The organism is Nonomuraea sp. NPDC001636, assembly GCF_040298265.1.
Lineage (GTDB): Bacteria > Actinomycetota > Actinomycetes > Streptosporangiales > Streptosporangiaceae > Nonomuraea.
Window position 1 is genome coordinate 718,566 of record NZ_JBEOZT010000001.1, and the last position, 12,748, is coordinate 731,313.

Consider the following 12,748-nt stretch of genomic DNA (forward strand, 5'->3'; position numbering starts at 1 on the left):
GATGACTGTAGATCGGGCGGTGACCCTGACGCGAGCCGTACCGTGATCAGGAATGCCTCCTTCGCGGCCGGCGTTCACTAACCTGGCCGGTGAGAAATCCCGGAGCCCGAAGCAGAGTCCCGGAAGTACCGAGCAGAGTCCCGGAAGTCCCCCAAGCAAAGGCAGGAACGTGTCCCAGCAGCCAGGCCAGCTCACCTTCGTCGCACCGCGACGGGCCAAGCCCGCGCGGCACCTGGCGGACCTGTCCATGGCCGAGCGCCGGGCCGCGGTCACCGAGCTGGGGGAGAAGGCGTTCCGCGCCGACCAGCTCTCGCGCCACTACTTCGAGCGCCACACCGCCGACGTCGCCGAGATGACCGATCTGTCCGCGGCGGCCCGCGACAAGCTGTCGGCGCTGCTGCCGACGCTGCTCACGCCGGTCAAGGAGCTGACCACCGACGGCGGCACGACCCGCAAGACCCTGTGGCGGCTGTTCGACGGCGCGCTGGTCGAGTCGGTGCTCATGCGCTATCCCGAGCGGGTCACGATGTGCGTGTCGTCGCAGGCCGGTTGTGGCATGAACTGCCCGTTCTGCGCCACCGGCCAGGCGGGCCTGACCCGGAACATGTCCACCGCCGAGATCGTCGAGCAGGTGGTCTCCGGCGCCCGTGCGCTGGCGGCGGGCGAGGTGCCGGGCGGGCCCGGCCGGGTGAGCAACATCGTCTTCATGGGCATGGGCGAGCCGCTGGCCAACTACAAGCAGGTGATCGGCGCCGTGCGCCGCATGGTCGAGCCCGCGCCGCACGGTCTCGGCATCTCCGCGCGCGGGGTCACGGTCTCGACCGTGGGGCTGGTGCCCGCCATCGGCAAGCTCGCCGACGAGGGGCTGCCGGTCACGCTCGCGCTGTCCCTGCACGCGCCCGACGACGAGCTGCGCGACACGCTCGTCCCGATCAACACGCGCTGGAAGGTGGCCGAGGTCCTCGACGCGGCCTGGTCGTACGCGGCCAAGACCAAGCGCCGCATCTCCATCGAGTACGCGCTGATCAAGGACGTCAACGACCAGGAGTGGCGGGCCGACCTGCTCGGCAAGCTGGTCAGGAACAAGCTCGTGCACGTCAACCTGATCCCGCTCAACCCCACGCCGGGCTCCAAGTGGACGGCGTCCCGGCCGGAGGACGAGCGGGCGTTCGTGCGCCGGCTGGAGTTCCACGGGGTGCCGGTGACCGTGCGCGACACCCGGGGCCGCGAGATCGACGGCGCCTGCGGCCAGCTCGCCGCGGCCGAGTAACCGGCCCTGGCCCGAGCGGGTAGCCGGCCCTCTTCGAGCAAGTGACCGGCCCCGGCCGCCTCGGCAGGGCGGCCGGCCTATCTTGTGGCGGTCGAGCGGGCGGCGAAGGTCTCGATCAGGTCGGCGATCATGGCCGCGCCCCGGCTGTTGAGGTGCACGGTGTCGGTGGTGAGCCGCAGGCCGCGGCTGCTGGAGATGGCGTCCAGGCTGCGGCCGAGCAGGAAGTGCTGTATCGCGGCGGTCTGTGCCTGGTTGCTCTCGGGACGGTAGTGGGTGCGGGGCGAGGTGCCCGCCAGGTCGGCGGTCATGCGCTCGTTGAGCGGCAGGTAGGTCACGCCCTGCTCGGCGGCGACCGTCCTGACGATCTCGGCGAACTCCTGGGTGCGGCGCACCGGGACCGAGTCCAGGTCCTCGCCGATGACCGGCGGGGACAGCAGCGCCACGCGGGCCATGGTCTCGTTCTGCAGGCGGGCGGCGATGGCCGTCAGGTTGGCGGCGTACGCGGCGGGCGTGGGGGTCTCGGCGAGCTTCCAGCGCTTGCGCAGGGCCCTGGCCCGCTTCTCGCTCAACGTGGCGTTGGCGTCGTTGGTGCCGATGAGCACGGTGACCACGTCCGGATCCTGCCGAACGACGTCGTCGAGACGCTTGAGCAGCTCGGACGACGGCTCGTAGTTGATGCCCGCGTTGATCACCGTCTCGCCGGGCAGCCGGTCGCGCAGCATGGCCACATAGTCGACGCTCACCTGTCCGCGGGTGATGCTGTCACCCAGGCAGATCACCTTCACCGTTGCCTCCTCAGGAGTGAGTGAACGCTTACTAACCTACCCTACGGCGCCTCCAGGCATACAGGGCGAGTCCCGCCAGGCACCACACCAGGGAGATCGCGGACAGTCGGGGCAGCTGGTCGAGCAGCTCGCCGGCGCCGGCCGTACGCATCCAGACCACCAGCGGAACCGTCAGCCAGTACGCCGGGGACGCGCTGAGCAGCAGCATCATCAGGTAACCGAGCACCAGCGACATGATCGAGACCGCTGGGGAGCGCAGCACGGCCCGGCTGGTGAGCGCGCCGAGCGCCGTCCCGGCGAGCACCGCCAGGGCGTGCAGGACGAGGGCGGCGCCGAGCACGTCCCGGCCGGGGCGTTCGCTCAGGCCGAGCAGGACGGCCCACGCGAGGCCGACGGCGGCCAGCGCGGCGCAGGCGGCCAGGCTCGCCACCAGTCCCGCGGCCACCTCCTTGCCGCGCCCGCCCGCGGTGACCGCCGACAGCTCGCGCTGCCGGTCGGGCTCGGTGTCCAGGAGGCTCCGCGTGGCCCAGGCGAGGATGGGGATGATCAGGACGGCGCCGTCGGCCAGCACGGCGGCCTCCGTGCCCTTGGGCGCGCGGCTGCCGTAGACGATGGCGAGCATGGCGAGGGTGAGCAGAAGCGCCTGATGCACGCGGTGCGACCGCACATATGCGGCCAGCCGGAAGACGGCCAGGGCGATCATCCGGGCTCCTCGGGTGGATGGGGGTGGTCGGGCTCGGAGGTCCGGTAGCCCTGGTCGCGCATCCTGGTCAGGAAGAGCGGGAGCTCGTCGGCGGGCAGGGTGACCGCCACGGTGGTCAGCGGGCGTTCCGGAGCGCGCGTCGCGGGAGGCGCAGAGGCCGCGGGGGGCGTAGAAGCGGCGGGGGTGGACTCTTTGAGGTGGCCGTCCACGAGCGACCATGAGCGCAGCCCGGGGAGGCCGCGCAGGCCGCCCTGGTGGTCGCTGGCGACGACGATGCCCCCGCGCCCGGCGACCTCGGTGACGATGGCGGGCAGCGTCTCGCGGGTGTCGGCGTCCAGGCCGGCGAAGGGTTCGTCCAGGATCAGCAGGCCGGGGTCGGCCATCAGGGCCTGGACCAGGCCGACCTTGTGGGCGCTGCCCTTGGACAGCTCGCCGAGCGGCAGGCCGAGGAGGTGGCCCATGTTCAGGCGTTCGGCCCAGGGCCGCCACCGAGCGCCGCCCCGTACGGACGCCATGTGCGTCAGGTAGGAGGTCACCGTGAACGGCTGGGCCGTCGGGAAGCGGTCGGGGGCGAAGCCCACGACGCCGGGACGGTCGGCGATGTGGCCCCGCGTCGGCCGCGCGAGCCCCGCGAGGAGCCGCAGCAGCGTGGACTTCCCGGCCCCGTTGGCCCCGGTCAGCTCGATCGCGTCGCCCGGCGCGAGCTGCGCGTCGGCCTCTTCGAGAACGAAGGGCTGACGTCTTCGGTAGCGAAAAGAGACCTGTAACAGTCGCATGGTGCTGTAACGGTATATGTCAGGGCGCAGGGCCGTGATAAAAGGTCTGATCGTGATCAAGGGCTTCACAATGGAGAAACCCCCGGCACATCTCAGGAGGAGTGGGCTTGAACCGCTTTCCGCGCGTCATGGGTATGCGTTCAGGCTATGACCCCGTGGAAGTCGACGCCCTGATCGCGCGCATCGAGTCGACCCTCGGCAGGGGCCCGCACACCGTCGAGCCCGTCACCGCCGACGAGGTCCGCACCGCGACCTTCCGCGCCAAACGCGGCGGCTACCACGAGACCGCGGTGGACTTCGCGCTGGAGGCGTTCGTCGTGGCCCTGGAGACCCAGGCCAAGCGCCCGGTGCGGCTCGCCATGGCCGAGCCCACCGGGGAACTGCTGCGCGAGGAGTGGTTCGAGACCCAGGCGGCCCGCGTCGAACGGGTGGCCTTCCGCCCCGGCCGCATGGGCACCGGCTACGACGAGGACGAGGTCGACGCCTTCCTCGACCGCATCGTGGCCACCCTGCGCGGCACGACCGAGTTCGCGGTGACCGCCCAGGAGGTGCGCGAGGCCCGCTTCTCGACCGTGCTCCTGCGCGCCGGCTACCTGATCGCCGACGTCGACTCCTTCCTCGAAGACGTCGCCGAGATCCTGGAGAAACCCCGCTAGAGCGCCGCCGTCAGGCCCGTTCGACGGCCGCGAGCAGGCCACGGAGGTCGGGCAGGACCACCCGGACGACCTCGGGCCCGGCGGGCCGCTCGCCGTGCCGGTTGATCCACACCCGGCGCACGCCCAGCCGCTCGGCCGGGACCATGTCGTGGAAGTGGCTCTGCGCCACGTGCACCCACTCGGCCGGCTCGTACGCCCTGCTGAAGTGCTCGAAGTGCGCCTCGTCCGGCTTGTAGGCCCCGGCGTCCTCGGCGGTCACCACCGCGTCGAACGGCACGGGCAGCCGTCGCAGCGTCTGGGCGATCAGGTCGCGGTCGCAGTTCGTCAGCAGCGCCAGCCGCCGGCCCGCCGCGCGCAGGGCCGACAGCTCCGCCCCGACCTCGGCGTACACCGGCCAGTAGGGCAGCGTGGCGGCCAGCACCGAGGCGTCGTCGTCGTTCAGCGGGACTCCGGTCTCGGCGCAGGAGCGGCGCAGCGCCTCGGCCATGACGTGCCGGTAGCGGGCCCGTGGCGTCTCGGCCTCGACCGCGCTCTCGTGCCGCAGGTACGCCGTCAGCAGCTCGTCCCCCCTGCCGGGCGCGATCAGCTCAAGGCTGGTGCCGATGCCGTGCCGCCAGTCGACGAGGGTGCCGAAACAGTCGAACGTGATCCATCGCATAGGTCACATGATGACCCTTCCGAGCACCTGGTCGAGCGCCCGGCCGACCTCGCCCTCGACCGCCGGACCCGCGGACCGCCAGGCCACGTAGCCGTCGGGGCGGACCAGGACGGCGGTGGCGTCGCCGTAGCGTTCGGCCCAGGCGTCCTCGACGTCGAGCACGTCACCGCTCACGTGGTGCACCCGCACGCCGGGCCCGGCCGTCCGCGCCCAGTCGGCGCCGCCGGGGCCGCACAGCAGGACGAAGGCGTCGTGGAACAGGTCGTGGACGCCGATGCGCTCGCCGTCCCGGTCGAGCCAGAGGTGCGGGGCACGGGTGCCGGGACGGGCGCCCTGGGCCATCGAGTCGCCGAACACCGTCTCGTGGGTGGCGCCGACCATGGCCGACGAGCGGTAGCGCTGCCCCAGGATCGCCGCGACGTGGTCCAGCGGGTCGTCCTCGGGGTTGGGGCCGAACCTGGCCGCCTGGCTGCGTACGGTCAGGTCGGCCAGCTCCAGGGCCACCGGGCGGCGCTCGGCCTCGTAGGTGTCGAGCAGCGCGTCGGAGGCCCGGCCGGCCAGCACCTCGGCGAGCTTCCAGGCCAGGTTGTGCGTGTCCTGGACGGCCGAGTTGGCGCCCAGCCCGCCGGCCGGCGGCCAGACGTGCGCCGCGTCGCCGACCAGGAAGACCCGTCCCTCGCGGTAGCGCGTGGCGACGCCCACCGCCTCCTCCCACGCGGCCCTGCTGACGATCTCCACGGGCAGGTCGCGGCCGATCAGCTCCTTGGCCGTGGCGGCCAGCCGCTCGTCGGTGAAGTCGGCCGGCGACTCGGAGGCGGGGTCGTACGTCAGGGCCATGCCCCAATGGCCCGGCAGCGCGTGGGAGACCATCGCGCCCGAGGCCGTGCCGCCGGGCGCGCCGAGGATCCAGAACAGCGCCCGCTTGGTGACCAGCTCCGACAGGTCGGCCCTGAAGACGAAGGACAGGTAGCTGCGCAGGACGCCGAGCCCTTCGCGGGCGATGCCCAGCCGCTCCCTGATCGTGCCGCGGTAGCCGTCGGCGGCGATCAGGTAGCGGGCGCGCAGGGTCCGGCGTTCGCCGGTGCGGACGTCCTCGGTCACCACCGTGACGCCGTCCGCGTCGGGCTCGATCGACCTGCATATGGTGTCGAAGCGCAGGTCGGCGCCCCGGGCGCGGGCGGCCTCGGCGAGGATCGGCTCGACCGTGCTCTGGTCGGCCATTCCGTACTCGCCCGCGGTCAGGTCGGGCAGCGCCCGGGAGGAGCCGCCCTCGAAGAGCCACTGCCATTCGCCGGCCAGCGTCTCGCAGCGGGCCACGCCCCCTTCCTCGTCGAAGGGCCGCCCGGCCTCCTTGACGGCCTGCTCCAGGCCGAGCGGCCGGTAGATCTCCATCGTGCGCGGGGTGATGCCGCGCGCCCTGCCCAGGAGCGACACGCCGGGGTGGCGGTCGACGAGCACGCAGGGCACCCCGTGGTGGGACAGGAACAGGGCGGAGGTGAGCCCGGCGTAGCCGCCGCCGACGATCAGCACGGGAATCTCGGTCATGACGCCCTCAGGGCGGTCCGTTGTGGTCATGGATGGAATAGTTGCATTGCAACTAGTAGCAAGTCAACTAGTCTCCTTGAACGATAGGGTGAGGTCATGGCGCTCGACCGCGGCTCGCCGCTCGCTCTGACCGTGCTGACCCTGCTGAACCACCAGCCCCTGCACCCGTACGGCATCCAGCGGCTGCTCAAGCAGTGGGGCAAGGATCTGGTGGTCAACGTGGGCCAGCGGGCCGGGCTCTACCGCACGATCGACCGGCTGAGTGAGGCCGGGCTGATCAGGGTCAGGGAGACCGGGCGCGACCAGCAGTACCCGGAGCGCACGGTCTACGAGATCACCGAGGCCGGCCGCGAGCGGCTGACGACCTGGCTGGACGACATGCTCAGCCGTCCCAAACAGGAGTTCCCGCAGTTCCCCGCGGCGCTGGCGAACGCGATGCTGCTCGGCCCCGGCGGGCTGGCCGAGGCGCTGGAGCGGCGGGCGGCGGCCGTGGAGCGCACTCTGGCCGAGCTGGAGGCGGGCCTGACGGCCGAGGAGGACCTGCCGCGCATCACGATGCTGGAGTGCGAATACCTGCGCGAGGTGACGGCGGCCGAGGCCCGCTGGCTCCGCGCCGTCATCGCCGACCTGCGCGAGGGGCGGTTGGAGTGGTCACGCGAGCAGCTCGAACAGGTCAGCTCGGCCCGGGAGTGATCAAATGCGGGCGCGGCCGCCGCAGCAGCGCGACGAGCACCGAGGTCACCGGCGCGGCCAGGAACGCCCCGGTGATGCCCGCGATCACGCTGCCCACCGTGATCGCGATCAGGATGACCGCCCCCGGCAGGTCGAGCGCCTTGCCGTAGACCTGCGGCGCCAGCACGTGCCCTTCGAGCTGCTGCACCGCCACCGTCACCGCGACCACGATCAGCGCCACCAGCCACCCCTTGGCCACGAGCGCCACCACCGCGGCCAGCAGCCCGGCCATGAACGCCCCCACCACCGGCAGGAACGCCCCCACGAACGTCAGCACGGCCAGCGGCAGCGCGATCGGCACGCCGAGGATCCACAGCGCGAGCCCGATGAAGAAGCCGTCGACCACGCCCACGATCGCCACGCCGCGGATGTAGCGCCCGATCACGCCGAAGATCAGCACGCCGGTGTCGTGGCAGCGCGTCTTCGCCGCGTCGGGCATCAGATCGACGATCCAGGCGAACAGCCGCTCGCCGCCGTGCACGAAGTACACCGACAGGATGACCGCCAGCACCGCGCCGACGACGATCTCGCCGGCCGTCCTGACCCCGGCGATGGCGCCGCTGGTGATCTGCTTGCCCTGCTTGGCCACGTAGTCCCTGGCCTGGGCGAGCAGCCGCTGGTCGTCGAGCCCGAACCGGGCGGCCAGGCCGTGCAGGTCGCCGAACGCCTTGCCCAGGCTGGTGCGCATCTCGCTCAGGCTGTCCACCGTGGGCGGCACCAGCAGCGCGATCAGCGCGCCGGCCAGCAGCAGGCCGCCGACGAAGACGATCGTGGTGGCCAGCGCCGGGCCGAGCCCGCGGGAGGTGAGCCAGCGGGCCGGCGGGTGCAGCAGCGCCGTGAGGAAGACGCCGATGATCACGGACATGACGACCGTGCGCAGGTTGTAGAGGCAGAAGAGGGCGACCGCGATGATCGCGATCCACCCCAGCACCCGCCACGGCCTCATGTCCAACCCCCGATCGTGCCTGGTCAGTGGCCTTCCCGGCGGTGATCGAGGGCAACCCTGGTCAGGGCGGCGGGCTCAGGTGCGCGCGCTGCGACCGCTTGTCCTCCTCGTACGCCGCCCGCTCGGCCGGCGCGCCCACCCCGGCCACGGGCACGTCCCACCACGCCTGCGAGGAGGGGACGTCGTCGGCCATGGGATCGGTGCGCACGTGCACGACGGTCGTCTCGCCGGACGAGCGCGCCTCCTCCAGGGCCTTGCGCAGGTCGGCGAGCGACTCCGGACGCAGCACGGCCGCGCCCAGGCTGGCGGCGTTGGCGGCCAGGTCCACCGGCAGCGGGCCGCCCGTACGGGAGCGGTAGGACGTGCCCAGGCGGCGCGCGCCCACGCTCTCCGACAGCCGCCCGATGGAGGCGAAGCCCGAGTTGTCCACCAGCACGACGACCAGCTTGACGCCCTCGGCGACCGCGGTGACCAGCTCCTGCGCCATCATCAGGTACGACCCGTCACCCACCAGGACGAACACCTCGCGCTCCGGCGCGGCCAGCTTGACGCCGACGCCGCCCGCGATCTCGTAGCCCATGCAGGAGTTGCCGTACTCGACGTGGTAGCAGCCGGGGCCGCTCGGCCGCCACAGCTTGTGCAGGTCGCCCGGCATGGAACCGGCCGCGCACACCACGACGCCGTCCGGGCCCGCGGCCGCGTTCACCGCGCCGATGATCGCCGCCTGCGACAGCGGGGAGCCGTCGAGCGCGTACGCCCGGTCCACCTGCGCGTCCCAGTCCCGGGAGAGGGCGGCGGCCCTGGCCGTCCAGGCGTCGTCGGGGCGCCGGCCGGCGACGGCGGCGACCAGCTCGGTCAGGCATTCGCGGGCGTCGGCGACCAGGTGCAGCCCCGACAGCTTGGCGGCGTCGAAGGCGGCGACGTTGACGTTGACGAACCGGGCGTCCGCGGCGAAGAGCGACCTCGACGCCGTGGTGAAGTCGCTGTAGCGGGTGCCGACCCCGATGATCACGTCGGCCTCGCGGGCCAGCGTGTTGGCGGCGGTGGTGCCGGTCGCGCCCACCGCGCCCACCGCCAGCGGATGGCCGTGCGGCAGCGACCCCTTGCCGGCCTGGGTCTCGGCGACCGGGATGCCGTGCGCCTCGGCGAAGGCGGCCAGTTCGGCGGTGGCCCTGCTGTAGATCGTCCCGCCGCCCGAGACGATCAGCGGGCGGGCCGCCGACCCGATCACCTCGGCCGCCCTGGCCAGCGCGGCGCGTTCGGGGCGCGGGCGCGGCACGTGCCACACCCGGCGGGCGAACAGCTCCTCGGGCCAGTCGTACGCCTCGGCCTGCACGTCCTGCGGCAGCGCCAGCGTCACCGCGCCGGTCTCGACCGGGTCGGTGAGCACCCGCATGGCCGCCGTCAGCGCGGACGGGAGCTGTTCCGGCCGGTTGATCCGGTCCCAGTACCGCGAGACCGGCTTGAAACAGTCGTTGACCGAGATGTCGTACGAACGCGGGTCCTCCAGCTCCTGGAGCACCGGGTTGGCGGCCCGGGTGGAGAAGACGTCGCCGGGCAGCAGCAGCACCGGCAGCCGGTTGATCGTCGCGCCGGCCGCGCCGGTGATCATGTTGGTCGCGCCGGGGCCGATCGACGTCGTGCAGGCCAGCGTGGCCAGCCGGTCGGCGGCGCGGGCGTAGGCGGCGGCCGTGTGCACCATGGCCTGCTCGTTGCGGGCCAGGTAGTAGGGCAGGTCGTCGCCCGCGGTGGCCAGGGCCTGGCCGAGCCCGGCGACGTTGCCGTGGCCGAAGATGCCGAAGCAGCCGCCGAAGAAGCGGCGCTCCTCGCCGTCGCGCTCGCTCCACTGGGCGGCCAGGAAGCGCACGACGGCCTGCGCGACGGTCAACCGGATCATGCGTGCCCTCCGAACGGCAGTCTCGGGTCGACGTCCTGGCCCGACCAGGACGAGCGGATCCAGGCGTGACGGGGGTCGTCGCAGAACGCCATCGAACGCTCCTCCGCCGGCCCCGCCAGCACGTTGAGGTAGTACAGGTCGTAGCCGGGGGCGGCCATGGACGGCCCGTGGTAGCCGTAGGGCACCAGGACGACGTCGCCGGAGGAGACCTCGGCCAGCGTGTCGACCTGCCCCCGCTCGGAGGAGTAGACGCGCTGGTAGCCGGGCCCGTCGCCGGCCACCTCGAAGTAGTAGACCTCCTCCAGCACGGCCTCGCCCGGGTTGGGGGTGTCGTGCTTGTGCGGCGGGTAGGACGACCAGTTGCCGCCCGGGGTCAGCACCTCGACGGCCATGAGCTTGTCGCAGTCGAACACGCCGGGGGCGCAGAAGTTGTGCACCTGCCGGCTGGCCTGCCCCGCGCCCCTGATCTCCACCGGCACCCGGGAGGCGGGCACGTGCCGCGGCGGCAGCGACCGGGTCGCGCGGGCCGACGGCAGCGCGACGCGTCCGCCGCCGCTCAACGTGACCTGGACGCCGATCGGCAGGTACGCGAAGTCGCTCGGCCCGTCGAACACCGATCCGCGCCCGGCCAGCACGAACGTCTCACCGCCGACCTCCACCGTGCACGACCCCGACAGCGGAAGGACGATCATCTCCTCCTCTCCGGTGCCGAACGACAGCGGCGTGCCGGTCAGGTCCGCCACGCGCAGCCCGGAGTAGGTCCAGCCGGCCAGCGAGGGGGTGATCTCCACCGACCAGGGGCCGCCGGCGGCCTTGCCGTAGGGCAGGTAGGTCATGCTTGTGCCTCTCGTACCAGGGCGGCGGCGCCGTCCACCGCCGTCGCCACGTCGTCGTCGGATGGGTAGAGCAGGGCGCGGCCGACGACCAGGCCGAGCACGCCGGGCAGGGCCAGCGCGCGGTGCCAGTCGGCGTAGGCCGTGCCGATGTCGGGCGGGTCGCCGCCGAGGAGCAGGGTGGGCAGCGTGGTCGCGGCCATCACCCGGTCCATCTCGGCCACCACGGGGATCTTCAGCCAGGTGTGGGCCGAGGTGGCCCCGAGCGCCTGGGCGACGCTGATCGAGCGGATCACGGCGTCGGGGGACAGGTCGTTGCGCAGCACGCCGGACTCCGAGCGCGCCGCCCAGAACGGCTCCACCATGGCCACCAGCCGCCTGCGGGCCAGCCCGGTCACCGCGTGCGCGCACGACTCCAGGGTGGCGGCCGTGGCGTGGTCGCCGGGGTCGATGCGGCACAACATCTTGCCGCCGTCGAGCCGCATCGTGTCGATGGCCTCGGGGTCGAAGCCGGTGAACCGGTCGTCCAGCTCGAACACCGAGCCCTGCAGGCCGCCCCGGTTCATCGAGCCGAAGGCCAGCTTGCCCTCCAGCGCGCCCAGCAGCAGCAGGTCCTCCAGGACGTCGGGGGAGGCGAGGATGCCGTCCACGCCGGGCCGGGCCAGGGCCGTCTGGAGGCGGTCGAGCAGGTCGTGGCGGCTGCCCATGGCCAGCGGGCGGTCGCGTACGGACAAAGCTCCCCTGGCCGGGTGGTCGGCGGCGATGATCAGCAGCCGCTCGTCCGGCCCCGGCATCCGGCGGCGCTGCCGGCGCGCGGCGGCCGCGGCGATCTCCTCGGGGCGGGTCGCGCGGATCCGCGTGAGCCACTCGTAGCGGGCGGTCCTGGGCAGCGTGAGGTCGCTCACGTGGGCACCTCGTTCAGCAGCTCGTGCACCTCGTCGGTGGTGGGCATGGCGTCGGCGCAGGCCAGCCGGGCGGCCACGAACGCGCCGGCGGCGCCCGCGAAGCGGATCGTGCGCTCCAGCGGCCAGCCGCGCAGCAGCCCGAGGCAGACCGCGCCGCCGAACGCGTCGCCGGCCCCGATGCCGTTGACCACCTTCACCTCGACCGGCTCGGCCACGACGGTTTCGGTGGCGGTGCGGGCGAGCACCCCGGCCGGGCCCATCTTGACGATCGCCACCTCGACCCCGGCGTCGAGCAGCGCCTGCGCCGCGGCCTCCGGCTCGCGCACGCCCACGGCGGTCTCCACCTCGTCCAGGTTGCCGACGGCCACGTTCGCGTGCGGCAGCGCCTCGCGCGCCGCCGCGCGGGCGGCTTCACGTGACTCCCACAGCGCTGGACGGTGGTCGAGGTCGAACACGGTCCAGCCGGAGGTGCGGGCCGACAGGGCGGCGGCGTGCGCCGCGCGGCTCGGCTCCTTGCTCAGGCCGGTGAGGGAGAACCAGAACAGGCCGGTCGAGCGGATGGCGTCGAGGTCGAGGTGGCCGGGGGTGAGGCGCAGGTCGGGCGGGTGCTCGCCGCGGTAGAACCAGATGGGGAAGTGGTCGGGCGGGAAGATCTCGCAGAACGTGACCGGGGTGGCCGGGCCCTCGATGACGCTCACGTAGGCGTCGTCCACGCCGAAGTCGCGGATGGCCCGCCGTACGTACGCGCCGAAGGGGTCGGCGCCCACCGCGGTGATCACCGCCGCGCGCAGCCCGTGACGTGCCGCCGCGACGGCGACGTTGGTCGGGCTGCCGCCGAGGAACTTGCCGAAGGTCTCGACGTCGGCCAGCCCGACGCCGGTCTGCAGCGGATAGACGTCGACGCCGCAGCGGCCGATCGTGATCAGGTCGTACAACGCACCTCCAGAGGACGCACCCTACCTCGACACTATGGCATATTGTCATGACATAAGGATGTCCGCTATGTTGTTGATGATCCTTCAGGACGGGCCCCCGTCACCTC

General features: G+C 72.7%; 13 protein-coding genes. 3 read left to right on the forward strand and 10 right to left on the reverse strand.

Annotated elements, in window-relative coordinates:
* The first annotated feature begins 169 nt into the window (after positions 1-169).
* Positions 170-1,270: a dual-specificity RNA methyltransferase RlmN gene (gene rlmN / locus ABT158_RS03340; protein WP_352350343.1), complete on the forward strand. Its 1,101-nt coding sequence runs from the start codon at positions 170-172 to the stop codon at positions 1,268-1,270.
* A 77-nt stretch (positions 1,271-1,347) separates the two neighbouring features.
* Here the strand turns inward: rlmN and ABT158_RS03345 are convergent, their stop codons facing one another.
* The 3 genes from ABT158_RS03345 to ABT158_RS03355 are packed head-to-tail and all read right to left on the reverse strand — an operon-like array spanning position 1,348 to position 3,534.
* Entirely contained in the window at positions 1,348-2,055 is a 708-nt protein-coding gene (locus ABT158_RS03345) for an SGNH/GDSL hydrolase family protein (RefSeq protein ID WP_352350345.1), read from the reverse strand.
* 31 nt (positions 2,056-2,086) lie between these two features.
* A complete protein-coding gene (locus ABT158_RS03350; RefSeq protein WP_352350347.1) occupies positions 2,087-2,758 on the reverse strand; it encodes a hypothetical protein in 672 nt (223 codons plus the stop codon).
* A complete protein-coding gene (locus tag ABT158_RS03355) occupies positions 2,755-3,534 on the reverse strand; it encodes an ABC transporter ATP-binding protein (protein ID WP_352350349.1) in 780 nt (259 codons plus the stop codon). Before ABT158_RS03355 ends, ABT158_RS03350 begins: the two co-directional genes overlap by 4 nt.
* 155 nt (positions 3,535-3,689) lie before the next feature.
* On the opposite strand from ABT158_RS03355, the gene ABT158_RS03360 reads away from it, so the two are divergent.
* A complete protein-coding gene (locus ABT158_RS03360) occupies positions 3,690-4,190 on the forward strand; it encodes a DivIVA domain-containing protein (protein WP_352350351.1) in 501 nt (166 codons plus the stop codon).
* A 10-nt stretch (positions 4,191-4,200) separates the two neighbouring features.
* Here ABT158_RS03360 and ABT158_RS03365 read toward each other — a convergent pair whose 3' ends face one another.
* Together ABT158_RS03365 and ABT158_RS03370 are read right to left on the reverse strand one after the other, a co-directional pair.
* Entirely contained in the window at positions 4,201-4,848 is a 648-nt protein-coding gene (locus ABT158_RS03365) for an HAD-IA family hydrolase (protein ID WP_352350353.1), read from the reverse strand.
* A gap of 3 nt (positions 4,849-4,851) precedes the next feature.
* Entirely contained in the window at positions 4,852-6,423 is a 1,572-nt protein-coding gene (locus ABT158_RS03370) for an FAD-dependent monooxygenase (protein WP_352350355.1), read from the reverse strand.
* A gap of 66 nt (positions 6,424-6,489) precedes the next feature.
* On the opposite strand from ABT158_RS03370, the gene ABT158_RS03375 reads away from it, so the two are divergent.
* Positions 6,490-7,086, forward strand: a complete 597-nt coding sequence (locus tag ABT158_RS03375) for a PadR family transcriptional regulator (protein ID WP_352350357.1) — start codon at positions 6,490-6,492, stop codon at positions 7,084-7,086.
* On the opposite strand, the gene ABT158_RS03380 is transcribed toward ABT158_RS03375, so the two are convergent.
* From ABT158_RS03380 to iolC, 5 genes are all read right to left on the reverse strand, one after another.
* Complete coding sequence (locus tag ABT158_RS03380) at positions 7,067-8,071, reverse strand: AI-2E family transporter (RefSeq protein WP_352350496.1); 1,005 nt, start codon at positions 8,069-8,071, stop codon at positions 7,067-7,069. The two genes, ABT158_RS03375 and ABT158_RS03380, sit on opposite strands and share 20 nt — an antisense overlap.
* Before the next feature lie 61 nt (positions 8,072-8,132).
* Entirely contained in the window at positions 8,133-9,968 is a 1,836-nt protein-coding gene (iolD, locus tag ABT158_RS03385; protein WP_352350359.1) for a 3D-(3,5/4)-trihydroxycyclohexane-1,2-dione acylhydrolase (decyclizing), read from the reverse strand.
* A complete protein-coding gene (iolB, locus tag ABT158_RS03390) occupies positions 9,965-10,804 on the reverse strand; it encodes a 5-deoxy-glucuronate isomerase (protein WP_352350361.1) in 840 nt (279 codons plus the stop codon). Before iolB ends, iolD begins: the two co-directional genes overlap by 4 nt.
* Positions 10,801-11,706, reverse strand: coding sequence for a Cgl0159 family (beta/alpha)8-fold protein (locus ABT158_RS03395; protein ID WP_352350363.1), 906 nt, complete (start codon positions 11,704-11,706; stop codon positions 10,801-10,803). The genes iolB and ABT158_RS03395 overlap by 4 nt, the downstream gene beginning before the upstream one ends.
* Positions 11,703-12,641 carry a 5-dehydro-2-deoxygluconokinase gene (gene iolC / locus ABT158_RS03400; protein WP_352350365.1) on the reverse strand — a complete coding sequence of 313 codons (939 nt, stop codon included), beginning with the start codon at positions 12,639-12,641 and terminating at the stop codon, positions 11,703-11,705. Before iolC ends, ABT158_RS03395 begins: the two co-directional genes overlap by 4 nt.
* Between the last annotated feature and the right edge of the window lie 107 nt (positions 12,642-12,748).